13 protein-coding genes and 2 pseudogenes are annotated in these 25,122 nt (G+C 68.8%); 12 read left to right on the forward strand and 3 right to left on the reverse strand.

The genetic code is table 11. From position 1 onward, the window contains the following. The 7 genes and pseudogenes from AB0I41_RS22215 to AB0I41_RS22245 form a co-directional block, all read left to right on the forward strand. Positions 1-2,137 (forward strand): family 16 glycoside hydrolase (locus AB0I41_RS22215; RefSeq protein ID WP_357110596.1); only part of this gene is annotated, 2,137 nt, incomplete at its 5' end. A 21-nt stretch (positions 2,138-2,158) separates the two neighbouring features. Further along, complete coding sequence (locus tag AB0I41_RS22220; protein WP_357110598.1) at positions 2,159-3,124, forward strand: sugar phosphate isomerase/epimerase; 966 nt, start codon at positions 2,159-2,161, stop codon at positions 3,122-3,124. Further along, the gene (locus tag AB0I41_RS22225; RefSeq protein WP_357110601.1) at positions 3,121-4,281 is read left to right on the forward strand and encodes a multicopper oxidase domain-containing protein; all 1,161 of its coding nucleotides are present in this window, start codon (positions 3,121-3,123) and stop codon (positions 4,279-4,281) included. Before AB0I41_RS22220 ends, AB0I41_RS22225 begins: the two co-directional genes overlap by 4 nt. A 280-nt stretch (positions 4,282-4,561) precedes the next feature. Further along, positions 4,562-8,512, forward strand: a complete 3,951-nt coding sequence (locus tag AB0I41_RS22230) for a ThuA domain-containing protein (protein WP_357110604.1) — start codon at positions 4,562-4,564, stop codon at positions 8,510-8,512. A 678-nt stretch (positions 8,513-9,190) separates the two neighbouring features. Further along, a complete protein-coding gene (locus tag AB0I41_RS22235; protein ID WP_357110607.1) occupies positions 9,191-10,162 on the forward strand; it encodes an NADP-dependent oxidoreductase in 972 nt (323 codons plus the stop codon). A 2-nt stretch (positions 10,163-10,164) separates the two neighbouring features. Further along, a complete protein-coding gene (locus AB0I41_RS22240) occupies positions 10,165-10,380 on the forward strand; it encodes a VOC family protein (protein ID WP_357110609.1) in 216 nt (71 codons plus the stop codon). A 478-nt stretch (positions 10,381-10,858) separates the two neighbouring features. Next, positions 10,859-11,155 (forward strand): annotated as a pseudogene (locus tag AB0I41_RS22245) (SRPBCC domain-containing protein); the annotation flags it as partial. Between the two features lie 123 nt (positions 11,156-11,278). On the opposite strand, the pseudogene AB0I41_RS22250 reads toward AB0I41_RS22245, so the two are convergent. Beyond that, a pseudogene (locus tag AB0I41_RS22250) lies at positions 11,279-11,680 on the reverse strand (MFS transporter); the annotation flags it as partial. Positions 11,681-11,801: 121 nt separating this feature from the next. On the opposite strand from AB0I41_RS22250, the gene AB0I41_RS22255 reads away from it, so the two are divergent. Both AB0I41_RS22255 and AB0I41_RS22260 read left to right on the forward strand, forming a co-directional pair. Continuing rightward, positions 11,802-12,791: a LysR family transcriptional regulator gene (locus AB0I41_RS22255; RefSeq protein WP_357110612.1), complete on the forward strand. Its 990-nt coding sequence runs from the start codon at positions 11,802-11,804 to the stop codon at positions 12,789-12,791. Between the two features lie 87 nt (positions 12,792-12,878). Beyond that, on the forward strand, positions 12,879-13,421 hold the full coding sequence (locus tag AB0I41_RS22260) for a DapH/DapD/GlmU-related protein (RefSeq protein WP_357110615.1): 543 nt from the start codon (positions 12,879-12,881) through the stop codon (positions 13,419-13,421). Between the two features lie 302 nt (positions 13,422-13,723). On the opposite strand, the gene AB0I41_RS22265 is transcribed toward AB0I41_RS22260, so the two are convergent. Both AB0I41_RS22265 and AB0I41_RS22270 read right to left on the reverse strand, forming a co-directional pair. Beyond that, on the reverse strand, positions 13,724-15,364 hold the full coding sequence (locus AB0I41_RS22265; protein ID WP_357110618.1) for a RecQ family ATP-dependent DNA helicase: 1,641 nt from the start codon (positions 15,362-15,364) through the stop codon (positions 13,724-13,726). Positions 15,365-15,559: 195 nt separating this feature from the next. Further along, positions 15,560-18,400, reverse strand: a complete 2,841-nt coding sequence (locus tag AB0I41_RS22270; RefSeq protein ID WP_357110621.1) for a DNRLRE domain-containing protein — start codon at positions 18,398-18,400, stop codon at positions 15,560-15,562. A 1,163-nt stretch (positions 18,401-19,563) separates the two neighbouring features. On the opposite strand from AB0I41_RS22270, the gene AB0I41_RS22275 reads away from it, so the two are divergent. The 3 genes from AB0I41_RS22275 to AB0I41_RS22285 are packed head-to-tail and all read left to right on the forward strand — an operon-like array spanning position 19,564 to position 24,991. Further along, positions 19,564-21,936: a glycosyltransferase gene (locus AB0I41_RS22275; RefSeq protein WP_357110702.1), complete on the forward strand. Its 2,373-nt coding sequence runs from the start codon at positions 19,564-19,566 to the stop codon at positions 21,934-21,936. Beyond that, on the forward strand, positions 21,933-23,615 hold the full coding sequence (locus AB0I41_RS22280; protein WP_357110622.1) for a glycosyltransferase family 39 protein: 1,683 nt from the start codon (positions 21,933-21,935) through the stop codon (positions 23,613-23,615). Before AB0I41_RS22275 ends, AB0I41_RS22280 begins: the two co-directional genes overlap by 4 nt. Then, positions 23,612-24,991 (forward strand): alkaline phosphatase family protein, encoded by a 1,380-nt coding sequence (locus AB0I41_RS22285; protein ID WP_357110625.1) that lies wholly within the window; start codon positions 23,612-23,614, stop codon positions 24,989-24,991. The genes AB0I41_RS22280 and AB0I41_RS22285 overlap by 4 nt, the downstream gene beginning before the upstream one ends. The last annotated feature ends 131 nt before the right edge of the window (positions 24,992-25,122 follow it).

Genomic DNA, 25,122 nt, shown 5'->3' on the forward strand with positions numbered 1-25,122 from the left:
CACGGACAAGGCGGGTAACACCTCGGCGGCGCAGTCGGTGTCGTTCACCGTGGTGCAGCCGCCGGCGCCGGACACCACCCCGCCCACCACGTCGGCCGCCGTGTCGGGCCAGCGCGACGACACCGGGGCTTACGTGGGGTCGGCGACGGTCACGCTCACCGCCACCGACACCGGCACCGGGGTGGACCGGATCGAGTACTCCCTGGACGGGCAGCCGTACGCGGGCTACTCGGCGCCGGTCACGGTGAACCAGTCGGGCCAGCACACGCTGGCGTACCGGGCCACGGACAAGGCGGGTAACACCTCGGCGGCGCAGTCGGTGTCGTTCACCGTGGTGCAGCCGCCGGCGCCGGACACCACCCCGCCCACCACGTCGGCGGGAGTCACCGGGCAGCGCGACAACAACGGCGCGTATGTGGGTTCGGCGACGGTGACCGTGTCGGCCACCGACACCGGTAGCGGGGTGGACCGGATCGAGTACTCCCTCGACGGTGGTGCCTACGCCCGCTACTCCGCGCCGGTCACCGTGAGCCAGCCGGGCCAGCACACGGTCAGCTACCGGGCCACGGACAAGGCGGGCAACACCTCGGCCGTGCAGTCGGTGTCGTTCACCGTGGTCGAGCCGCCCGCGCCGGACACCACCCCGCCGACCGCGAACGCGGCGGTGACCGGCCAGCGGGACAGCAACGGCGCGTATGTGGGGTCGGCGACGGTGACGCTGTCGGCCACCGACAGCGGTTCGGGCGTCGACCGGATCGAGTACTCGCTGGACGGGCAGCCGTACGCCGGCTACTCGGCGCCGGTCACCGTCAACCAGCCGGGCCAGCACACGCTGGCGTACCGGGCCACCGACAAGGCCGGGAACACCTCGGCGGCACAGTCGGTGTCGTTCACCGTGGTCGACCCGCCGGCGCCGGACACCACCCCACCCACCGCGACGGCGGCCGTCTCCGGTCAGCAGGACGAGAGCGGCGCCTACCTCGGCAGCGCCACCGTGATCCTCTCCGCGGCGGACGCGGGCTCCGGCGTCGACCGCATCGAGTACTCCCTCGACGCACAGCCGTACGCCCGGTACTCCATGCCGGTCACCGTCAACCAGCCGGGCCAGCACACGCTGGCGTACCGGGCCACCGACAAGGCCGGCAACACCTCGGGCACCGCGTCCGTCACCTTCACCGTGGTCGCCAGCGGCCCCACCGCCTGCCCCGTGCCGGACACCCGGCCGACGGTGTGGCTCGGCACCGTGGACAGCGGCGTGCCCAACCGGGTCGTCCAGGACGGCTGCACGATCAACAACGCCATCCAGGACGAGAAGGCGTGGCCCAATCACGGCCAGTTCGTCACGCACGTCACGGAGGTCGCGGAGCACCTGCACCACCTGGGTGTGATCGACCACAAGGAGCACGGTCGGCTGGTCAGCGCGGCCGGCCGTTCGGGCGTCGGCAAGCCGGACGAGAAGAACGGCTACCAGCCCCTGCTCGACGCCTCGCCCGCGTCGTTCAACCGGTGGGAGCACGTCGGGGCGGGTGGCTTCGCCCGCAACACCGACGGGTCCGTCACCAGCCGTCCCGTCGCCGGCCTCGGCATGCTCTGGTTCCCCGCGGCGACGTACGGCGACTTCTCGCTCAAGCTCCAGTGGCGCGACGACGCCCCCGGCACCGGCCGCGCCAACAGCGGGGTCTTCGTCCGCTTCCCCGATGTGCACCACCACGCGACGGAGTCCCGTCCGGAGTGGGTGGCCATCAAGTACGGCCACGAGCTGCAGATCTACGACCGGCCGGACGGCGACCAGTACAAGAGCGGATCGGTGTACGGGTTCGACCGGGTGGACCTGGCCGGCGCGCACGTCGCCCCGAAGGGCAGCTGGAACGACTACGAGATCCGGGTGGTGGGGCAGCACTACTCGGTGTTCCGCAACGGCGAGCTGATCAACGAGTACGTGAACACCCCGGACGCCGTGTTCAGCCCACCCCGCGCGGACGACCCGGGCGGCGCGGGCCGGCAGAGCGCCCGTGGATACATCGGCCTGCAGAACCACGGCACCGCCGACGTCATCAGCTTCCGCAACGTGCGGATCGCGCCGCTGAGCCCGTGCTGCCCGAACGGGACGCCGTCCGCCTCGACCACCTGCTGCTGACCGAACGAAAGGACGACAACCATGGCGAAGAACAGGATCGACCGTCGGGCGCTGTTACGCGGGCTCGCCGGATCCACGGTCGCGGTCGGTGCGGCCAGCCTCGCCGGCGGGCTGCCGGCCTCGGCGGCGGGCGACTCCAGGGGCCGTCTGATCCCGCCCGGGCACATGGGCATCCAGCTCTACAGCGTCCGCGACAAGATCACCCAGATCGGTTTCGCGGCGGTCTTCGAGGAGCTGTCCCGGATCGGCTACCGGGAGGTGGAGTTCGCCGGCTACACGCAGGGCAGCGTCGGCGCGATCACCCCGGCCCAGATCCGGCAGCTGCTCGACGACAACGGGCTGAAGGCCGCGGGCAGCCACCGCGGACTGGGTGACTTCCGCACCAACCTGGAATGGGAGTTGGACGTCGCCGAGACCCTCGGCATGCCGGCCGTCGGCACCGCTTCGGCGCCGACCGGCAACCGCACCATCGACGGGTACCAGGCGGCTGCGGCGGAGTTCAACGCCTGGGGCGCCGCCGCGGCCGCCCGGGGGATCAAGCTCTACCAGCACAACCACACCATCGAGTTCAGCTTCGCGCTCGACCGGCCGGACGTGCGGCTCTACGACCTGTTCCTGGAGCTCACCGACCCCCGGTACGTGTACCTGGAGATGGACATCCTCTGGGCGTACGGCGGGGCGCGGAAGTACCCGGGCTTCCGGCCGGTCGACTACGTCAAGGCCCAACCGCACCGCTTCCCGCTGTTCCACGTCAAGGACGGCGTTCCGCTGCCCGACCCTCAGCAGGGCAACTCCTACCTGGACGTCGAATTCGGCGCCGGCGTCATCCCGTTCGCCGACTTCTTCACCGAATTGAACGGCGGCGGACGGTTCACCTACCTGTGGGAGCAGGACACCGGGCCCAACGCCCAACCCAACCCGCCGGGGTCCCTCGGCGCCGCCGAGCGCAGCTACCAGCGCATGGTCGACCTGCGGGGTGCCCGGTGAGCGCGTCGGCCTGGCGGCTGTCGCAGGACGACACGGCGGCGGAGCCGCCTCGCCACGGATCGAGCACCCGCCGGATGCTGGTGGTGGCGGCGACCGTGGTGCTGACCCTGCTCGGCGCCGGTGGCCTGGCGGTCGCGGGCAGCGGCGTGTTCTCGGCCGAACGGCCGGAGGGCTGCACCAAACCGGACCGCAGCATCCAGCTCTACGCCGTGGAGCTGCCGAAGGACGGGACGCAGATCCGGCTCGGCTACGGTCTCACGCCGCAGACCGCCTCCTATCCGGGCCCGACCATGGAGATGATGGAGGGGGAGTGCCTCGCCATCACCCTGCACAACCAGGTGCCGGTGGCGACCCTCGAACAGCTGCGTACCGACCCCGCCCACCCGCTCGGCGTCTCGCTGCACGTGCACGGGGTCAAGTACACCCAGCTCTCCGACGGCACCGTGCAGAGCGGGTCCTTCGTCCCACCCGGCCAGTCGCGCACGTACACCTGGTTCGCCCAGCAGCGGAACAACAGAACCGGATCGCCGGGTACGGCCGGCTACTGGTGGTACCACGACCACGTGGTCGGCGGGCCGCACGGGACGCAGGGCCTCGGCGCGGGCCTCTTCGGGGGGCTCGTGGTGCGGCGGCCCGGTGACCCGAAGCCCGACCGCACCTACACCGTGGTCTTCGGCGACCGGCAGAGCATCAACCTGCGCCGCGGTGCTGCCACGGACACCTGCGACGCGCAGAACCCGCAGCCGGGCCCGACCTGCCTGGTCGCCCGCAAGGGGGAGAAGGTCGAGTTCATCGTCGTCGGCATCGGCAACGACATGCACACCTTCCACCTGCACGGGCACTCCTGGGCGGACACCCGCACCGGGGTGGTCGGCAACGGACAACCCTTCGCCGACTCCGTCCCGATCATCGACAACAAGCCACTCGGTCCCGGCGACTCGTTCGGTTTCCAGGTCGCGGCCGGCGACTCGGTCGGGCCGGGGCACTGGATGCTCCACTGCCACATGCAGTTCCACTCCGACGGCGGCATGTCGACGATGCTGCACGTCCTCGACGAGTCCGGGGCGATGCCCCCGGGCCACGACCAGCACTCCCACCCGGCTACCGCCGCGGCCGGCACCGGAGCCGGCGGCGCGGGGGAACACCAGCACAACTGACCGCCCGGCGGCCACCGTGCCGAGGGCTGGTGGCTGCCGGTCCGACCGGAGCTGAACGGACCGGCAGCCACCGCCGGGGACGCGCGGTCTCGCGGCCCCTGCCATCCACCACCCACCGACACCGCGTACCGACCAACCGATCGGACAACGCTCACCGCCACACCCCACCTGTGAAGGAGTCGAGATGGCTCAGCAACGCCGTTCCCGGTTATCCCGATGGGTCGGACGTCTCCGCGCCGACCTCACGGCCTCCCCACCATCCCCCGTCCGCCGCCGGACCGTGCGACGCACCGGCGCTCTCGCGTCGAGCGCCGCGCTGGTGCTCGGCCTGCTGGCCCTGCCCGCCCAGGCCGCGAGCCCGGCGCCCCTGCAGGCGACCGCCGCCGAGGCCGCGGCGGCGGTGAAGGTGCTGGTGTTCCACGGCCCGGTGGACCAGCAGGACGACCCCGTCGCCCGGGCGGTCGCCGGAATCAAGAACCTGGGTGCGGAGCACGGCTTCTCCGTCGACGACTCCGCCGATCCGGGCGTCTTCACCTTCGGGAACCTGGTCCGCTACCGCGGCGTGGTGTTCCTCTCCGCCAACGGGGTGACGCTCAACGACGCCCAGGAGGCCGCTTTCCAGGCGTACATCAAGGGCGGCGGCGGGTTCGTCGGCGTGCACGACGCGGCCCGCGCCCAGTCCAGCTCCGCCTGGTTCACCGGTCTGATCGGTACCCGCCCGGCCGCCAGCCTGCCCAACGCCGAGAAGCCGGCCCAGGCCACCGCGAGCGCCGAGAACCCGCCGAACGAGACCGCCGCGAAGGCGATCGACGGGTCGACGGGCACCAAGTGGCTCGCGTTCTCCCCGACCGGCTGGCTCACCGCGAAGCTGCAGAAGCCGGTGGTGGTCTCCCGCTACGCGCTGACCTCCGCCAACGACTTCCCCGGCCGGGACCCGAAGGACTGGACCCTGCAGGGTTCCGCGGACGGCACCAGCTGGACCACCCTGGACACCCGCTCCGGGGAGAGCTTCCCTCAGCGGTTCCAGACCAAGCAGTACAGCTTTACCAACACCCAGGCCTACCAGTACTACCGGCTGAACGTCACCGCGAACAGCGGGGAGCCGCTGATCCAGCTCGCCGAGCTGTGGCTGATCGGCCCCGACGCCGGACCCGCCCCGGACACCACGGTGCAGCAGGCCGTCGTCGACCTCACCGACCGCCAGCACCCGGCCAACAAGGGGCTGCCGCTGACCTGGACCCGGTCCGATCAGTGGATCAACTGGGACCCGAGCCCGACCGGCCGGGTGCACACCATCGCCCAGGTCGAGGAGCGCAGCTACAACGCGGGCCTGAGCGGCAACGGGGCGTTCCACCCGATCTCCTGGTGCCAGGACTACGACGGCGGCCGGTCGTTCTACACCGGCATGGGCCGCACCGAGGCCAGCTGGACCACGGACACCCGGTTCCAGGGCCACCTCCTGGGGGCCATCAAGTGGACCACCGGCATGGTGCGCGGTGACTGCCAGGCCACGATCGCGTCGAACTACCGGATCGAGCGGCTCACCGCCACCAACCAGACGGGCCAGCTCGACCAGATCGGCGAGCCGCACGGCCTGACCATCGGGCCGGACGGCAAGGTCTTCTACATCGGCAAGGCAGCCTGCCCGTCCGGGCCGATCGTCAGTTGGGACGACCCCAAGGTCGGCCTCGGCTGCGGCACCATCCACCAGTGGGACCCGAAGACCAAGCAGGTCAAGCTGCTCACCACGCTGCCCGTGATGGGCAACCGGGGCAGCGGCAGCGAGCTGGTCAAGAACGAGGAGGGCCTGGTCGGCATCACCCTCGACCCGAAGTTCGCGCAGAACGGCTGGGTCTACGCCTACTGGATGCCGCACGAGTCGATCGACCGGGACCGGCGCATCGGCCAGCGGACCGTCTCGCGGTTCACCTACGACGCCGCGAAGCAGTCGATCGACCAGGGCACCCGCAAGGACCTGCTGCACTGGGACACCCAGATCCACAGCTGCTGCCACGCGGGCGGCGGCATGACCTTCGACGAGTCCGGCAACCTCTACATCGGCTCCGGTGACAGCAACTCCTCCGGCGGCTCGAACGGCTACTCCGGGAACAACTGGACCCAGGACTACAAGGGCGTCTCGTTCCAGGACGCCCGCCGGACCTCCGGCAACACCAACGACCTCAACGGCAAGATCCTCCGCATCCACCCTGAGGCGGACGGCACCTACACGATCCCCCAGGGCAACCTGTTCACCGGCAAGGAGGAGGGCGGCGGCAAGACCCGTCCGGAGATCTACGTGATGGGCGTACGCAACATCGCCCGGATCGCCTGGGACCCGGTCAACCACTGGCTGACCGCCGCGTGGGTCGGCCCGGACGCCGGCGGCCCGAGCCCGGACCTCGGCCCCGCCAAGTACGAGACGGCCACCATCATCACCTCCGCCGGCAACCAGGGCTGGCCCTACTGCATGGGCAACCGGCAGCCCTACCGCGACCGCAGCACCACCGACGCGAACGTGCTCACCGGCTGGTACGACTGCGACAACCTGAAGAACGAGTCGCCGCGCAACACCGGCCTGGTGAACATCCCACCCGCACGGGACAACATGATCTGGTACTCGCCGCAGGGTGGCGGTCCGGTCTTCCCGAAGCGCACCGACGGCAGCGGCCTGCCGACGTACCAGGTCGGCGACGAGACGTTCACCCAGCCGTACCTCAAGGGCGGCGGCCAGGCCATCATGAACGGGCCGACCTACCAGCGGGAGAACGTCGACACCAACAGCGGTGTGGCGTGGCCGGCGTACTGGGACGACAAGTGGTTCATCGGTGACGAGTCCAACGCCAACAACCGGATCGCGGTGACCGTCGACCCGGCCAAGGTCGACAGCCACGGGCCGCCGGCCTTTGCCGAGGACCTGCGCAGCATCATCCGCTCCGGCAGCGGCGCCACCCAGCTGCAGTCCTGGATGGACGCCAAGTTCGGCCCGGACGGCGCGCTGTACATGCTCGACTACGCCGGCGGCTTCTTCAGCCTGCACTCCAACCAGAAGCTGATCCGGGTCGCCTACCAGGGTGGTCCGGCGACGCCGAACCCGAACGACGCCGCGGCGCGTGCGGTGGCGCAGAGCAACCCGAAGACGATCGCCTTCTCCAGCGCCCGGACCGGCGGCGTGGCATGGGAGTGGAACTTCGGTGACGGCAGCGCGCCGTCGCGCGAGGCGAACCCCACCCACACCTACCGGGACTACGGTACGTACCAGGCGACCGTGAAGGTCACCTACGCCGATGGTGAGGTGGCCACCGGAAAGATCGAGGTCGTGGTCGGGTGCGCCGCACCGGACACCCGGAAGACCGTGCGGATGCTCGACACCGACACCGGCGTGGCCAACCGTCAGGCCGGCGGCAACTGCACGATCAACGACCTGATCGACGACGAGCGCAACTGGTCCAACCACGGCCAGTTCGTCAGCCATGTCAACGACGTGGTCAACGAACTCCGCGCGGACGGTGTGATCGACAACCGGGAGGCGTCGACGCTGAGCCGGGCGGCGGCTCAGTCGGAGATCGGCAAGATCGCCGGCTACCAGCCCATCTTCGACGGCACGGCGGAGTCCCTGGCGGATTGGCGCCAGGCGCCCGGCGGGTCGTTCGTCCTGCGGCCGGACGGATCCATCCGCAGCTCCGGTGGGCTGGGCATGCTGTGGTACGCCAAGGAGGAGTTCGCGGACTTCTCCATGCGGATGCAGTTCCGGGACGCCTCCGCCGACGGTGTCTACGCCAACAGCGGCGCCTTCGTCCGGTTCCCGGACCCGAGGACGCCGCTGGCCGACCGGCCGGCCGGCAGTTGCGGGACGGTCGGGTCGGCCCGGAGTTCGGCGGCCTGGGTGGCCATCTACTGCGGCCAGGAGATCCAGATCTACGACGGGCCGACCGGTGAACCGCAGAAGACCGGTTCGATCTACAACTTCGACCCGGTCGGCCTGGACCAGGCCGGAGTGACCCCGAAGGGCCAGTGGAACGACTACGAGGTCCGGGTGGTCGGGCAGCACTACACGATCACCCGTAACGGCGTGGTGATCAACGAGTTCGACAACACGCCGGGCAAGGCGTCGTCCCGTCAGGGCGACCCGCCCACGGACCTGCGGCAGTTCCTCAGCGGGTTCGTTGGTTTGCAGAACCACGGCACCAACGACCTGATGGAGTTCCGTAACGTCAGGGTCCGCGCGCTGTAGTGACGCAGGTGCCGGGTGCGGAGGCGATGCCTCCCACCCGGCACTTCCGTGTCGTCCGGGAACGGACCCCGCGTCGCCCTGCCGCTGAAGGGGGAGCGCGGTCAGGTGTGCGTCGGTGGGCCCGCTTCCCATACCTGGACGAACGCAGTCGGGGTCCAAAAAGGATGCCTGGATGGGCCCGCGCTGGAGTAGCGATCCGCAAGCTCGGCTGTTCGGGGCCGAGTGAGCGAGCTACGCCGGTCGGCGCTGGTGCTCGATGTACTGCCTCACGATGCTCAACGGCGCACCCCACAGGATGCGGCGAAGTACGACGGAGGCCGCCGGCGGCATGAACCACGAAGTGTTCTCGCCCACCATCGGCCGTCGAGGATCCCGACCTGGAGTGTCGGGTAACTGAGCGGAAAGGCGAGTGCGGTCGGTAGCCCGACCGGGTGAACGGCACTCAGGCGTGGACCGACAAGGGTTGGGGCACGGCATGCTGCGATCGGTGACGCCGGCACGGTGCCGAGGAGGCCGGGGACGACCGTGGACCACCGGGCTGCGGGCGACCCAGCCGTCGGGACCCCCGCCAGGGCCCTCCCGACCTCAACGGTGGGCGCCGAGCCGCGAGGCCGCGCACGGGCGACCATCGCGCGGCGGGCCGGTATTCGGGACACACCAGCGCGGAGAGGACTACACATGGTCGACGGGGATGTGCCCGAGCGGATGCAGGCCGCGGTCCTCGACGAGTTCGGCGGTCCAGAGGTGATCACGCTGCGTACCCTGCCGGTGCCGCAGATCGCCGACGACGAGGTCCTGCTCAAGGTGTGGAGCGCTGGCGTGGGGGTGTGGGACGCCTTCGAACGGGAGGGCACGCTGGTGCCCGAGGGCTCCGCGTTCCCGATCGTGCCCGGCGCCGAAGCTGCCGGAACAGTCGCCGTGATCGGCCGGCAGGTGACCAACGTCGCGGTGGGCGACCTGGTCTACGTGTACGGCTACACCCGGCCGAAAGGCGGCTTCTACGCCGAGTACGCAGCGACGAAGGCGCAGTACGTCGCGAAGCTGCCGGCGGGTGTGCCGGTGGGGCACGCGGGCGCCATGCCGACCGACGCGCTGACCGCGTTGTCGGGACTGGACGTCCTCGGCCTGCCGGCCGGGGCGTGGTTGCTGATCTTCGGCGCGAGCGGCGGGCAGGGGCATCTGGCCGTGCAGTTGGCCAAGCGGCAGGGACTCAACGTGATCGCCGTGGCCTCCGGGGCGGAGGGCGTGGCGCTGGTGACCCGGCTCGGCGCCGATGTGGCCCTCGACGGTCACGGCAACGTCGCGGAGGTGCTCGCGCGGGTCCGGGAGGTGGCTCCGGGCGGGGCCGACGGCGTCCTGGCGATGGCGGGTGGCGAGACGCTGGACAGGCTCACCGAGGCGCTGCGCGACGGTGGCGTGCTCGCGTACCCCCACGGTGTGCAGCCGGTACCGCGCGAGCGGCCCGGCGTGACGGTCCGGGCGTACAACGGTGAGACGGGCCCCGGGCAGTTGCGGCGCCTCAACGAGTTCATCGAGGCGGGACCGTTCGAGGTGCACGTCGCCGAGACGTTTCCGCTCGGACGGGCGGCGGAGGCGCATCGTCGCCTGCAGACCTCCTACCCGGGCAGGTTGCTGCTGACGGTGACGTGAGGATGTCCAAGCAACTCAGCGTCATGAGCCGGGACGTCAGGGCCCACGTCCACCCCGACATCTCCATCGAGGTCGACGACGTCGACACCGTTCACGAGCGGGCTGTCGCGGCCGGGGCTGAGATCGTCTACCCGCTCACCGACGAGGACTGGGGGCTCCGACGGTTCTTCGTGCGAGATCCGAACGGTGCCGTCATCAACGTGACGCAGCACGGGTGAGGCGTCTCTCCGCGTGGCACGAACGCGCCCTCATGCCGCGAGTCGACGTTCGGCAGGCGGCAAGGCCGTCGGTGTGGTCCGGATCAGATCTGGTCTTCGACGCGATGCCGTCGGTACTCGTCCCGATGGCTGCGATGCGAATCGCACGCCGAGCAGGTCGATCAAATCGGTCAGGCATCGCTCGTACATCCGTGGAGCTTGGCTTCCGTCCGGCTGTGGAACCGTTGTCGGCACGTCCTCGGCGTCCATGGACGTCACCCTGTCCGGGCGGCCGACGGACGCATCGCGCTGCAGTTGGCAGCTCAGCGAGCGCGGCACGTCCCACACTGCCGAGTGGAGTAGGTTCTGCTGAAGATCAAGGCGCCCAAGGCGGTATGTTCACTCGGTGTATTCGACGCAGGTTTCTCAGCATGTGAGTGCTTCTCGTCCAGCCGTCTATCGGGCGCTTCTGGATGCGGACGCGATCGCGGCATGGCGGGTGCCGGTCGGCATGAGCAGCTACGTGCATGAATTCGATGCCCGCGAAGGTGGCTCGTTTCGCGTCTCGCTCACCTACGACGTGCCGGATGGCACCGGCAAGTCGGCGCCACACACCGATACGTACCACGGCCACTTCCTGAAGCTCGTGCCGAACGAACAGGTGGTCGAAGTGTTCGAATTTGAGACCGCAGATCCGGCGTTCAACGGCACGATGACGATGACGACCACGCTCACCGACGCAGACGGTGGCACCGATGTCCTCGTCGTGCACGAAGGTGTTCCCGACGGTGTTTCCGCCGCCGACAACGAGACGGGTACGCGCATGGCACTGGCAAACCTTGCCCGGCTGGTTGAGGCGGATGAGCGCTCCGCCGAGAGGCGGGCCGGCCGCGGTCGCTACCCAGCTCGTGCCCTCGAATCTCCCGCTTGCGACGAGGAGATGGTCGGTGTGGACGAGGTATTTCAGGTACGCGCCGGATGCGGCGGTGAAGGCGATGCTCGCCGTACCGGAGATGACCGAGACGACCAGCAGTTGGCCGTAGGACAGCAGGCCGAGGAGGTACGCGATCGGAACGCTCGCCATGGCGAGGAAGCGAAGTAGGTCCATCGCGATCATCACGGGGCGCTCGGTCCCGTGCTCGACCCACGGCCCGAGTGGGACCGCGACGATCGCGGCAACGGCGAGGCTGGCTGCTCCCAGGAGCGAGACGGCGAATGCCGGCGAGTGCAGCACCCGGACCGCGATGAGCGGGAAAGCCCCGAAAGCGATCCACGTGCCGTATGTGCTGACGGCGTAGGCCGACCACAGCCACACGCACATGGCTCCCCGCAACAACCGACGGTTTGGATGCCTGAATCACATCAGCCGTGTTGGAGCGCGATCAAACAACCGACTCCTCGGCGAGCCACAACGATCAGTTGTGCCCGTCTAAGATGAACCAGTGGACACCGAGGCATTGCGATCGTTCGTCCGGGCGGCCGAGCTCGGCCAGTTGCAACATGCGGCCGACGAGCTGGGCGTGACGCAGCAGGCAGTCTCCAAGCGGATCGCCACCCTGGAGCGCGAGCTGGAAGTCCGTTTGTTCACCCGTACCGCCCGAGGGGTCGAGCTGACGCTCGACGGCCAGGCGTTTCTCCCGCACGCGCGGGGCATCGTCACGGGTGTCGAGCGCGCCATCACCGCGGTCAGGCCGGGCTCCCGGGCCCTTCGGATCGACGTTCTCGGCCTGCGAAGCGCGCAGGCCGTTGTTCTGCACGACTATTGGCGGTCGCATCCCGAAACCAACCTCGACGTGGTGACCCTCAGGGTCAACGACCCACGCGTGGCGGTCGCCGCCGTCGAAGCAGGCGATATCGACGCCTCGTTCCGTACCGTCACTGACCCGGCCGCGCTGCCACGCGACGTGCAAATGATCCACGCGTTCGACTCCCCGCTGGAATTTCTCGTCGGCCCGAGACATCCGCTCGCCTCCGCACGAACACTGACACCACCCCAGCTGCGCCAGCATCGGATCTGGGTGCCGGGCATCGCACCCCGAAGCGAATGGGCAGAGTTCTATGATCAGCTCGCCACCGACTTCGACCTACGCATCGACGCGGCAGGCCCGCACTTCGGCGACGAAGTACTCCTGGACACCCTCGCGGACTCCGCCGACGTGGCCACCCTCGTCGGCGCGCGCGACCGGTACATCTGGCCGACGCACTACGACCTACGCCGCATCCCGATCGTGAACCCGACACTCGCATACCCACTCTCGCTCATCCTCCCCAGGACGAATCCACACCCAGGACTCCGCGCAATCATCACCCACCTCGGAAGCCTGCCAAGGCTCCCTGAGACGGTCTGGCTCCCGTCCTGGGCAACGACGCCACGGCGCGGCGACGGCGACATCGCGAATGCTCGCAGGTCCCACCAGCCCCGACAAAGGTGACTCGACCGACTGCTGATAAGCAGCCTCCAGCAGCGCCTGGTTGTGATGTCTCATCCAGTTACCGGTTCGCCAGAAAGGGGTCGTGGCATGTCCAGTGACCGTCTCATGCGCATCCACAGCGCCGAGTTCCAGGCCATGGCCGAGAGGGTCCTGCGGGTCACCGAACTCACCTCCCGTCTGAACGTCCTGCCCTTCGAGGACGAAGCGGGCAAGGCGGAACTGTTCGAACAGATCCTCGGCCAGCCACTGCCGGTGAGGGTCACGATCTATCCGCCCTTCTACACGGACCACGGCCTTCGCCTGGACCTCGCGGAGCGCGTGTTCATCAACCAGAACTGCACCTTCCTGGACTACGCCGGCATCCGGCTTGGCGAGCGCGTGATGGTCGGCCCAAAGGCCACGTTCATCACCGTCGGTCACCCGGTCGATCCTGAGGAGCGACGGGGGTGGCTCAGCGGCGCACCCATCGACGTGGCGGAGAACGTATGGATCGGTGCCGGTGCCACGATCCTGCCCGGCGTCAGCATCGGCCGTGATGCCGTGGTCGCCGCCGGTGCGGTCGTGGCCGATGACGTTCCGCCGGCAAGCCTGGTGACCGGCCGTAAGGCAACCGTGCACCGGCTGTGGTGACTACCTCTGTGGGGCCACCCCGACTTCGCCCTACCGCGCCACGGTGCTCCCTCAACGGTGGTGTCGCCGCGACCGAACGCTTGCCCGGCACGTCCGGAGTGCGGCAACCGCCTGTAGCGGGAGCACGCCGTTGCCGAGTGCTGTGGTCTGTTGGTTCGCGGTGAGGCCGTGCACCGGGTCCGTGACCCAGCCGGTCGGGAGTCCCTTCCGTCGGGCTCGATCCCTGCGGCTCCAACCAGGTCAGCTGCTCGGCGACGTGGTCCACGTCGAAGAGCCGGCAGACCAGGTCGGGAGGTCAGCCCTCAGCGGCGATTCGCCTCGAGCGCCAGCAGGCCCTGCGCCTGAACGACGGTGACCGACAGAGTCTTGTAGCCGACATCGTCGAAGAGCACGGTCATCCGGTCCTTCTCGTACCCGAGGACCATGCCTGATCCCCATTTGGCGTGCCGCACGGTGCTGTGCAGTGGGTACGGCCCGTCGTCCGGAAGCACCTCCGAGGTGCCACCGTGGCAGTTGTCGCAGTGCCCACAAGGACGACTCAACTGCTCTCCGAAGTAGCCCAGCAGCGACTGCATACGGCAGCCCCGGCTCTCGGCGAAGCGGCGCATCATGTCGGTGCGAGAACGCTGCCCGGCCTGATAGCGGGCGTACTCGGCCAGCGCCTCTCGAGCCGCCTGATCGGGCAGCGGCGCATACGGAGCGACCCTGAGCTCGCCCCTGGGCCCCGTCGCCACCGCACCGACCTGCTCAAGCAGACCGATGTGACTGGCGACCTTGCGCTGACCCAGGCCGGTGACCTTTGCCAGCGTGGTGCGCGTCGACGGGCCGCTGTGCAGCACGGCTGCGACCGTTCGCAGCTCTTCCAGTTCAGGCGCGCCGCCGTTGAAGAAGCGTTGCAGGGCAACGTCCTCGGCTCGGTAGAGCAGCAATGCCCGGGCCGGCTCACCGTCGCGCCCTGCCCGCCCAATCTCCTGGAGGTAGCTGTCCGGTGAGTCCGGCAGCGCCACATGTGCCACCCAGCGGATGTTCTGCTTGTCGATGCCCATACCGAACGCCGACGTGGCGACCATGATCGGTACCCGGTCGGCGAGGAACTCTTCGTGGCGGCGGTGACGCACCCCGGCCGCCATGCCGCCGTGGTAGGCCTGCGCGGGAAATCCCGCGCCGGACAGCCGTTCGGCGAGTTCCTCGGCGGCACGCCGGGTCGGCACATACACGATGCCGGGCCGGTCGGCCTCCTTGAGCAGGGCGAGCAACCTGCGCCAGCGGTAGTCCTCACTGGGGCAGTGCGTCGCTGCCACCAGAAGGTTCGGACGGTCCAATCCGGACAGAACCAGCCGCGGCTTGCGCATGCCGAGCCGCACTGTGATGTCATCGCGCACCGGCGGCGATGCCGTGGCGGTCAGCGCCACGACCGGCGGACGGCCCAGGCCGCGAATGAGGTGGCCGAGAGTGAGGTAGTCAGGGCGAAAGTCGTGGCCCCACGACGAGATGCAATGCGCCTCGTCCACCGCCACCAGCGCCGGACGCAGCGCGCGGATCTCGGCCAGCCGCTCCGGCGAACTGAGCTGCTCCGGCGTGATGAACAGGAACTTCGCGGCACCCGACCGCAGCTCCGCCAGCGCGGCCGCCCGCTTGCTCGGGCTCTCCGCGGAGCTGATCCGAACCGCCCGCAGCGCCGGATCATCCCGCTCGTTGAGGTTGCCGATCTGGTCCTGCTGCAATGCCAGCAGCGGTGAGATCACCACCGTGGGGCCGCGTAGCAGCGTGGCGGGTACCTGGTACACAGCAGACTTCCCGCCCCCGGTGGGCAGCACCACCAGTGCGTCACGGCCCGCCAGCAGCGCGCGCATCGCGCGCATCTGCGTAGGGCGCAGCTTCTGCCAGCCGAAGTGTCTACGGGCGGCGCGGCGTAGCCGCAGAGAGCGAAAGATAGTCATCATCGCCGGGCATGCTAACCACCCGCACAGACGGAACTGGACAGCAAGGCCCTTCGTACGCCTCGTTCTCCGCCACGCCGTCAGGCCAGACGGGTGGCCGGCGGCGGCACGCACAGACGATCATGCCGTGGCTGCTTCACATTCACCCCGCTCACCAGCGACATCTCCAACGGCGGCTGCTGTGTTGACCCGTCGCCCTCATGAGGTCACGTCCAGCAGCAACAGTGGGGCCGTGCTGGACTCGCGGCTACCGTAGCTGCTCGACGAGGCGCCGGCTGAGGTCAGACCCACGGTGAACGTGCCGTTCCCGCTGACCAGGGGCGTGATGTCGAGGGTGACCCAGGTGCCACTTGTCGTCCGCCCGGTGGCGGCGATCGACGCGCTGCCGATGCTGGGCGCGTTGCTCCAGTCTGTGGATGTTTCCGACCAGGATGAGTCCGCGACGGGGCGCACCACGAAGCCGGTGGATGAGCCGGCCGCAACCCAGATCCTCAGGCGCGCTCGCAGCACCACGTCGGTCTGCCCGGACACCGTGAACTTCAGATAGGCGTTGGTAACTGGATCTCCGTCGACCCTCAGGACGGTGGCGGTACCATACCTGCTCGTGGGACTGGACTCCCTGACGTAGGTGTCCGCCACCGCCAGGATCGGCGTGGCTGCCGGCGTGGTGGCCGGGGCCGGCGCGCTCGGGCCCGAGGAGTTCCCAGCCGCGTCGAAGGCGGAGACCGTGTACGTATAGGAAGTCTCTGACAGGGCGGTGGTGTCGGCGAAGGTGGTGCCCGCCGTGGTTCCGAGTGCCGTGCCGTTGCGGTACACGGTGTACCCGGCCACGGCGACGTCGTCCGTCGCCGGCCCCCATGACAGCTCGACCTGGTTGGGTTCGGTCGCTGAAGCCTGCAGGTTGGTGGGCACGGTGGGTGGGCTGGAGTCAGCCGTGGTGACAGTCACCGGGTTACTTGACTCGGAGATGTTCCCCGCGAAGTCGACAGCCGTAACCAGGTACGTGTGTGACGTGCCGGTGCTGCCGACCCCGTAGTCGACGAACGTTTCGCCCGACGAGGTCTCCGCCAGGAGGCTTCCGTCACGGAGCACCCGGTACTGCACGACACCGACGTTGTCGGTGGACGCGTCCCAGGCCAGGCCGACCGCGCCGGGCGCCACACTGGTGACCCTCAGGTTCAGCGGGGCCGACGGTGGCAGCGTGTCGCGGACGGCGCTGACCACGTCAGATTCGGCGCTGGCGTTCGAGGCCGCGTCGAACGCGCGCACGGACCAGGTGTGCGACTCGTTCGCCGGCACGGCGCTGTCGGCGTACGTTGTTGCCGTCACGGTCGCCACCACCACATGGTCGCGAAGCACTGCGTATTCCGTGACGCCGACGTTGTCCGTCGCCGGCGACCAGGTGAGCGTCACCGCATCCGGGGCGCCGGTCGCGACGAGCCCGCCCGGAGCGGCAGGGGGAGTGGTGTCCGGGCCGAGGGTCGTCACGGTCACCGGTGGGGCTTTGGCGGATCGGTTTCCGGCCGCGTCAACGGCATCGACCGTGTATTCGTACCGGGTCGCACCGGCGACGGAGGTGTCCGTCCAGGAGGCCGCGGTCGCGGCCAGGTCGGCCACAGCGGTGCCGTCGCGGTAGACGCGGTAGCCGGTCACGCCATAGTTGTCGGTCGCACCGGTCCAATCAAGACCCACGGACGAGGTCGCGTTCATGGTCGCGGCCAGGTCGGCGGGCGGGGTCGGGGCGAGTCCGTCCGCTCCCTTGCAGGAAATGGTCGACGAGTCGACCAGGGTCGTGCCGGTGGCGCTGGCCGCGTGATACTGCACATTGGCGCGGTTGCCGAAGAGCTCCATGCGCGCCGCGCCGTAGCTCTTGTTCGTCTTGACCACCCGGGGATCAGAGCCGGCGAAGCCCTGACTGGAGTGGCCACCGTTTCCCGCCACGACCTCGACTATGCCGTCGCTGGCGAGCGCGCCGCCAGCGCCCATGGGCGCCCAGCGCTGGTAGTTGTGGTCGTGTCCGGCGACGAGCAGGGTGACCTGGTGGGAGGCCATGAGGTCCCACATGGCCTGCATCCGGGGCGCGGGGTCCTCGGACCCGACGGTGAAGAGCGGGTGGTGCCAGAACACGAGAGTGCATGGGCTGCGGTTGGCGGCGAGGTCCGCGGCGAGCCATTCGTACTGTGGCGTGCCCGGCGCTACCTTGTTGTAGTTGCTGGTCGAGTCGATGGCGATGAAATGCCAGCCGTTGGCGTCATAGCTGTAGTAGTGCGGGATGTTGTCCCAGAAGTGGAAATAGCCCTCAGCCGTATTGCCGTCGTACTCGTGGTTGCCGATGATCGGAGTGGTGACGCCGCGCAGCCGACCATAGAATGCCGTCGGACCGCCGTACCAGTTTTGGAACTCCGTCAGCGTGCCCTCTTCGTACACGTCGCCAAGGTAGAGGAACAGGTCCGGGTTCCATCCGACGAGTGCGTTGGTGACATTGGCTGCATTGGTTTCGCCGCCGGCGCCGTCACCGACGGCGGCGACTACGAAGGGTTCCTGCGGACCACGGGCGTGGATGGACGGAACGGACCATTGCCGAGTGTTCGGCGGGGCGGTGGGGTTGCCGTTGGCGAAGTCGGCGGTGATGACTGTCGCCGGGGTGAGGTACCCGTCCCGCATCCTCGCCGAGACGCCGATGGCGTGTTCACCGTCGGCGAAGTCGGCGGTGGAAATCGTGAATTGGTGCGGCGACTGGTAGTCCGTGAGCAGGTGCCGGCCGTCCAGCGTCCACTCCGTCTTGGCGACGCCGGGACTCGTGCCGACCGTCACGTTGACCGTCGCCGTGACGAGGGCATCGCCCACGAGCGTGCTGCCGCTCGATGGCTGGGTGATACAGAGCAGCACCGTGTAGAGCCCGCCCGGCGGGTTCGACGTGTGGCACGTGGGGGAGGCACTCTCCGCGCGGCCGCTGTCAACCAGGGACAGTCCGGCGGCGATGAACACAGCGACGACTGCGAACGCGGTCCTGGAGCTGGTCGCTCTGCCTAGGTTCATCGGGAGTCCTCTCCTGATGGGTGTACGACTTTTCTGTCACTCAGATCCTCGGCACCCTGAGCTCAACCGTTCGCCGAAGATGGCCAGGACCGAGAAACTCCAGCCGCGCCAAGCACCAGCAGCTGAGCTGCGCACGATGTCAAGCCTTTGGGTCGGCTCCCGGCGTCGCCAGTATCCGAAGGTACGGTGATGTCTGACTGGGTGATCAGAATGCCGGCTGGAACGTTGCAGGCGTCGCGCCATACCGGTGACCGGGTCCGCCGACGCGCGAGATGCCGGAGAGTCGGAGGGCTCGGTCGGTCTTGCGTTCAAGGGGTCGAGGGACCCTGATCAAGAAATATGTGCCGGATGCTGACCGGCAGGCCAGGAATACCATCGGATGATCGGTCTGACCTGGCACCCGTCCATCAGACGCCAGCAGCCGCTCCGGTGGGTGGGACCGAACAATGCGGCGAGCCCAGATCTGTCCGCCGCCACGTCATCCGGCGCATTTGTGCGACCGCGTCGGTGGAGCGCCTCAGCGCTTTCGGAGGCGGAGGATCGGCCGGACGGTCGATCCTTCCCGGTGCGACCACATCCGTGTCCATCGCTCTCGGTAAGTCTCTCACTTCCCGTGCCGGCAGATCATCAAGAACTGCCCGCCCATCTGACCAGCGCATAGTCGACTGAGCGCATTCAGTGCTCGCGCGGATGCTTTCCTGATCCATCACGGCCGGTGACTGTTCAGGCCACGTCTCTGTTGGCGCTCCAGCACGGTCCAGGGAAACCGCAAGGATTTTCTTCCATGGTTCATGTCGTGTTCACGACCAGTTAGGCGTTAGACACCTTCTGCGCGGGCTCGTAACCTCTGACGAACCTGCTGCTGCCTGGCCAATTCCGATCGTGGATCGCGGTCAGACTTAGTGGCGCGCTGATTGTCGGTCCCATGCGCAATTCAAGTCGGAAGGGGCTTCTCTCGCTGTCTGTGAGCCGGATAACCGGCGGCTGGACGCTGCCCAGAAGTGCAATTGATGGAGAATCGGATGACCGAAGTTGCACCAGCACCCTGGAGTATTGCCGACAACGAGGAGCCCGGGCTGCCGGGCGCGGAAGCCCGCCAGCGCCTCGATCGGGGCGACTCGCCACTCACACCGTGCGATCTGCACCGGCCGGGAGCGGAGGCGATGGTCCGGCTCAGCGTCATCGTGCCGACCCGTAACGAGGCGGAGAACATTCCCGCACTCCTGTCCAGGCTGGGTCCGGCCGTCGCGCCGCTCGGCGCCGAGATCATCGTCGTTGACGACAGCGACGACGGCACCCCTGCGGTTCTGGCCCGGCACGCAGCGACTGCGCCGGTGGCCGTACGCCTGCTGCACCGCCCGCCGACCGCGCGGGCCGGCGGTCTCAGCGGCGCCGTGGTACTCGCCGCGCGGCACGCCCGCGGCGAGTGGGTCCTGGTCATGGACGCGGACCTTCAGCATCCTCCGGAATCCGCCGCAATGCTGGCGGGCATCGCGATGCGGCACGACGTGGATCTGGTGATCGGCACCCGTTACGCCGGTGACGGGTCCAACGAGGGGCTCGGAGGCACCACGCGGGAGGCCACGTCGTCGTGGGCGACCCGCCTGGCGAAGAGCCTGTTTCCGCGCCGCCTGACGACCGTCACCGACCCGATGAGCGGGCTGTTCGCGTTCCGCCGCACCGCTGTCGATCTGGCCCGGGTGAACCCGATCGGCTTCAAGGTCCTGCTGGAGCTGCTCGTCCGGCACCCCGGCGCCCGGGTCGCCGAGGTTGCCTACGAGATGGCTCCCCGGCACGCGGGTCATTCCAAGGCCTCGCTGCGTGAGGGTGTGAACTTCCTGCGGCACCTCGTGCGGCTGCGCTGTCAACGGCTGGTCGGTCAGATGCGCGACCGTCCGCCAGCGGCCCGGGACCGGATGCACGAGCTCGGCAGGCTGATCGCCTTCGGCCTGGTCGGGTTGTCCGGGATGGTCGTCAACACCGCGGCCCTGTGGTTCTTCTACCAGCCGGCCAACCTGCATCACCTGCTGGGCGTCGCGCTGGCGACCCAGATCTCCACGTCGTGGAACTTCCTGCTCATCGACGCTCTCATCTATCGACGCCACCGACATGGCTCGCTGGCAGGGCGGGCCGGCCGCTTCTTCCTGCTGAACAACCTGCTGCTGCTGTTGCGCCTGCCGGCGCTGCAGGCACTGGTATGGGCCGGCGTCGGAGTCCTGATGTCGAACGCGCTCACGCTGGTCGCGCTGTTCCTCGTCCGTTTCCTGATCAACGACCGGGTCATCTACAGCTCCGACACCGGCCGGCGCGATCCGGTACGCATGCTCGTCAACCTCGAGGCGCCCGAAGCCGCGGCGGCACCCTCCCGCAAGCGGTACCAGTACCTGAAGTACCGGTACGACGTCGCCGGAGTGGTCAAGATCGGCTCTCAGATCATGCTGCCGGAACTCGAGTTCTTCCGCGCCCAGTGGGTGGCCGATTCGGACGTCGACATCGCGGTGCGGGTCAGTGACGTGGGCGGCCGGGGGCCCCGGCGGAGAGCCGCCATGACGGAGTACGCCAATCAGTCGGTCCTGAGGTACGAGGAGCACCTCGGCCGGTTGGGCGCCAACTTCCGGATCCAGCTCGGCTCGCCGATCGACATCCAGGTCGGACCGCTGCTCGCACGTTCGCCGCACGTGGTGTACACCAACATCATCGAAGCGCTGCTGCGGTTCGTGATCGTGTCACGGGGGCACATGCTCCTCCACTCGGCGTGTGTCAGCCTGAACGGCGTCGGAGTGATGCTCTCCGCGCTCACCGACACCGGCAAGACTGCGACGGTACTGCGCCTGCTGCGCGACCACGGCGGGCTTTTCCTCTCCGACGACATGACCCTGATCAGCCCCGACGGCGTGGCGATGTGCTTCCCCAAACCGCTGACCATCAGCGCCCACACCCTGCGCGCCGTGCAAGCCCAGGACCTCACCCCACGCGAGTGGCGCAGGCTGCAGTTCCAGAGCCGCCTGCACTCCAAGGGGGGCCGTTCGCTGGCCTTGACCCTCAGCCGCTTCAACGTGCCGATCATGGGCATCAACGCCATCACCCAACGGCTCGTCCCGCCGCCCAAGTACAGCGTCGACCGGCTGGTTCCCTGCCGCATCGGTACCAGCGCCCGGATCGAGGAGTTGTTCATCATCGAGCGCGGGGCGCCGCGGATCAGCGACCTCGACCCCGGCGAAACACTGGAGCGGATGATCCAGAACACCGACGACGCGTACGGATTCCCGCCCTTCCGCTACCTGGCGCCCGGCATCACCATCGGCGATCAGGGCTACGTGCAGTTGCGCCAGCGGGAGCGCGAGATCCTCACCGGCTTCCTGTCCAACATCCGCAGCAGGGTCGTGGCCTCGGACAGGTTTGGTTGGGCCGACGAGATCCCGCGCCTGCTGAGGGAGGAACGCGGGGACCTTCCGACCATTGCCGAGCCGCACACCGTTCTGCCGACCTGGCCGCGGTGGAGTGGCACGTTGGCCCCGGCCGGAGCGCATTCGTGAGCTTGACCGAATCGTCGATGGAGGTGGAGCACGACCGTAGCGGAGCTACGGTGGTGCTCCACCGGGTCGATCAGGCGACCCCGATGGTCCGGCCGTCACGACCGCGCGCGGCCGCCGAGCAGGGTGCGGGCAGGTGGGCCTGGGCGGTCCCCGGCGCCCTCATCGCCGTCGCGGCACTGGCTCTGTCCGTACGGCTGTGGCGGCTGGATGCCGTCGGGTTCAACAGCGACGAGGCTGTCTACGCCGGGCAGGCCGCCTCGCTGGCCGGCAACCCGAACTACTCCGAGCTGTTTCCGGTGTTCCGCGCCCATCCGATGCTCTTCCAAGCGGTGCTGTCGCCGTTCTTCCGCTCCGGTGAGGTCGATGTGGCGGGGCGCGTGGTGGTGGCGGTGTTCGGCGTGGCGACCGTTCTCGCCGTCTATCTGCTGGGCGCCCGGCTCTACAGCCGTCCCGTCGGTGTGGTGGCGGCGTTGTTCCTCGCGGTCATGCCCTACCACGTCATCGTGACTCGACAGGTCCTCCTCGACGGACCCATGGTCCTGTTCGCCACGCTCACCCTCTACTGCCTGGTGCGTTTCGTCCAAGGGCAGCAACTGCTCTGGTATGTCGCGGCCGGTGGCATGTTGGGCGCCACGATGCTCACGAAGGAGACGAGCATCGTCCTCGCCGGTGGTGTCTACGCCTTCCTGGCGCTCACGCCGACGGTGAAGCGGCCGGTGCGAATCTCGGTGCTGGCGCTGGCCGCGATGGCGGTGGTCTTCGCGACGCATCCGATCTCGCAGGCGCTCGCCGGGCGCAGCGCGACGGGCCGCAGCTATCTCGTCTGGCAGTTGTTCCGGCGGCCCAACCACTCGATGAGCTTCTACCTCGAGACCGTGCCGGGCGCCATGGGACTTCTCCTGGTGGCAGCGGCCGCTTGCGGCCTGTGGTGGCTGCGCCGGCAACGCTCCTGGCGCGAGACCCTGCTGGTGTCGTGGGTCGCGGCGCCGGTTGTCTTCTTCCAGCTGTGGCCCGTCAAGGGATTCCAGTACCTGCTACCCGTCGCCGGGCCCGTCGCGGTGCTCGCCGCGCGGGCGCTGGTCGGTCTGCCGCTGCCGGCACGCCTGCGCCGGTACCGCCTGCCCTGGGCCGGCCGACTGGAGAACGCGGAGCCGTTTCATGTCGCTCGATCCGTACGGGCGCTGCGGATCGCGGCGATCGCGGCGGTCACGCTGAGTCTGCTCGTGCCCAGCTGGAAGGCGGTCAACCAAGCGGACAACGCGACCTTCCTGGCCGGCTCGGGCGGCGTGCCGGGTGGCCGCGAGGCCGGCCGATGGTTGGCAGCCAACACGCCGGAGGGCTCGGTGGTGCTCACTCTGGGCCCCTCGATGGCCAACATCATGCAGTACTACGGTCATCGCCGCAGCTACGGGCTCTCTGTCAGCCCGAACCCGTTGCACCGCAACCCGTCGTACGACCCGCTGCCCAACCCGGACTGGTGGCTGCGCCACAACGACCTGCAGTACGTCGTGTGGGACTCCTTCTCCGCCCAACGCTCGAAGTTCTTCGCGGAGCGATTGATGGTTCTCGTCCGTCGCTATCACGGCCGCGTCGTACATACCGAATACGTCGAGCGGACCAGCTCCTCGGGCACCCGGGTTCCAGTGCCCGTGATCATCATCTACGAGGTGCGTCCATGACCGACACGACTCGCCCAGGCATGCGCCGTGCCAGCTGCCTGCTGGCCCGTGCATTGCTGCTCGCCTGCCTGCTGGCAATGGTGATCCCCGCCCCGGCCGCACACGCCGCGCCTCGCCGGTCAGCACCGGCTGCGGGCGCCACCACGCCGATCGACCATTTCGTCTTCCTGATGCAGGAGAACCACACGTTCGACAACTACTTCGGCACCCGTCCCGGGGTCGACGGCATCCCTGCGGGCACCTGCATGCCGGTGCGTCGAGGGCAGGCGGAGCCGTGCGTCAAGCCCTTCCACCTGGGCGAGCTGGGCAGCCTCGATCTCGACCACAGCGCCGAGGCGTTCCGGGTGCAGTACAACAAAGGCCGAATGGACGGCTTCGTGGAGGGGGTGAGCACGCAGGGCAAGGACGGCAAGCTGGCGATGGCCTATTACGACGACCGCGATCTTCCGTACTACTGGAACATCGCGGACGAATACGTCCTCTTCGATCGCTTCTTCAGTTCGTCGAACTCGGGCAGCATCCGAAACCACATGTTCCGGGTGACCGGCGGACCGGGCGCGACCGGGGCGTCGGAGTCGATCCCGAAGGAGGGCTGGGGCGACATCCCGACCATCTTCGACCGGCTGGAGGCCGCCGGCATCAGCTGGAAGTTCTACGTCGAGAACTACGACCCGAGCATCACGTTCCGGTCCCGGGCGAGTGAAGAGGACGTCGACCGGGGGGCGCAGGTGATCTGGGTGCCCCTGCTCGCGTACGCGCGCTACGTCGACGATCCCCGGTTGTTCGGCAGGATCGTGGACCTTGACGAGTACTACGAGGACGCAGCCAAGGGCGATCTGCCGGCCGTCTCCTTCATCGCCCCGGCTGGCGACAGCGAGCATCCGCCTGGCAGCATCCGCGCCGGCCAGACCCTGGTCCGCACCTTGCTGACCCAGCTGATGCGCTCGCCGAACTGGGACTCCTCGGCCTTCCTGTGGTCCTACGACGACTGGGGCGGATGGTACGACCACGTGGCGCCACCGCAGGTCGACGCCTACGGATATGGCTTCCGGGTGCCGGGCCTGCTCGTCAGCCCGTACGCCAGACGCGGGTACGTCGACTCCACCACCCTGGACTTCACCTCCGTGCTGAAGTTCATCGAGGTGAACTGGCGACTGAAACCGTTGGCGGAGCGGGACCGCAAGGCAGCGACGTTCCTGGGGGCCTTCGATTTCGACCGGCCGCCACGGCCGGCGGCCTTCCTCAGCACCGAACGCACTCCAGCGGTGGTCGAGCGGCCCGACCCGGTCCCGGTGTACGCGTCGTACGCCGTCACGGGAACCCTCGTCGCGGCCCTGGTCGGTGTCGCGGCGGTTCGGAGGCGGCGATGGGCTTGACCCGGCGTGCCGCGCGGGCCGTCCTGCTGTCGTTGTTCGCGGCCACGCTGACGGTGATCGCGATCCCCACTGCCGCCTCCGCGCAGCGGCTCACGTCGGCGCTGCCGGGAACTCTGCACCTGCAGACGGTG

The sequence above is a fragment of the Micromonospora sp. NPDC050200 genome (assembly GCF_040656135.1).
Lineage (GTDB): Bacteria > Actinomycetota > Actinomycetes > Mycobacteriales > Micromonosporaceae > Micromonospora.

What these genes read in the sequence shown, in the direction of transcription:
- AB0I41_RS22235 (WP_357110607.1), top strand. Translation starts at nt 9,191, where the DNA reads ATGGTCGACGGGGATGTGCCCGAGCGGATGCAGGCCGCGGTCCTCGAC.
- AB0I41_RS22240 (WP_357110609.1), top strand. Translation starts at nt 10,165, where the DNA reads ATGTCCAAGCAACTCAGCGTCATGAGCCGGGACGTCAGGGCCCACGTC.
- AB0I41_RS22275 (WP_357110702.1), top strand. Translation starts at nt 19,564, where the DNA reads ATGGTCCGGCTCAGCGTCATCGTGCCGACCCGTAACGAGGCGGAGAAC.
- AB0I41_RS22270 (WP_357110621.1), bottom strand. Translation starts at nt 18,400, where the DNA reads ATGAACCTAGGCAGAGCGACCAGCTCCAGGACCGCGTTCGCAGTCGTC.
- AB0I41_RS22285 (WP_357110625.1), top strand. Translation starts at nt 23,612, where the DNA reads ATGACCGACACGACTCGCCCAGGCATGCGCCGTGCCAGCTGCCTGCTG.
- AB0I41_RS22220 (WP_357110598.1), top strand. Translation starts at nt 2,159, where the DNA reads ATGGCGAAGAACAGGATCGACCGTCGGGCGCTGTTACGCGGGCTCGCC.
- AB0I41_RS22260 (WP_357110615.1), top strand. Translation starts at nt 12,879, where the DNA reads ATGTCCAGTGACCGTCTCATGCGCATCCACAGCGCCGAGTTCCAGGCC.
- AB0I41_RS22265 (WP_357110618.1), bottom strand. Translation starts at nt 15,364, where the DNA reads ATGATGACTATCTTTCGCTCTCTGCGGCTACGCCGCGCCGCCCGTAGA.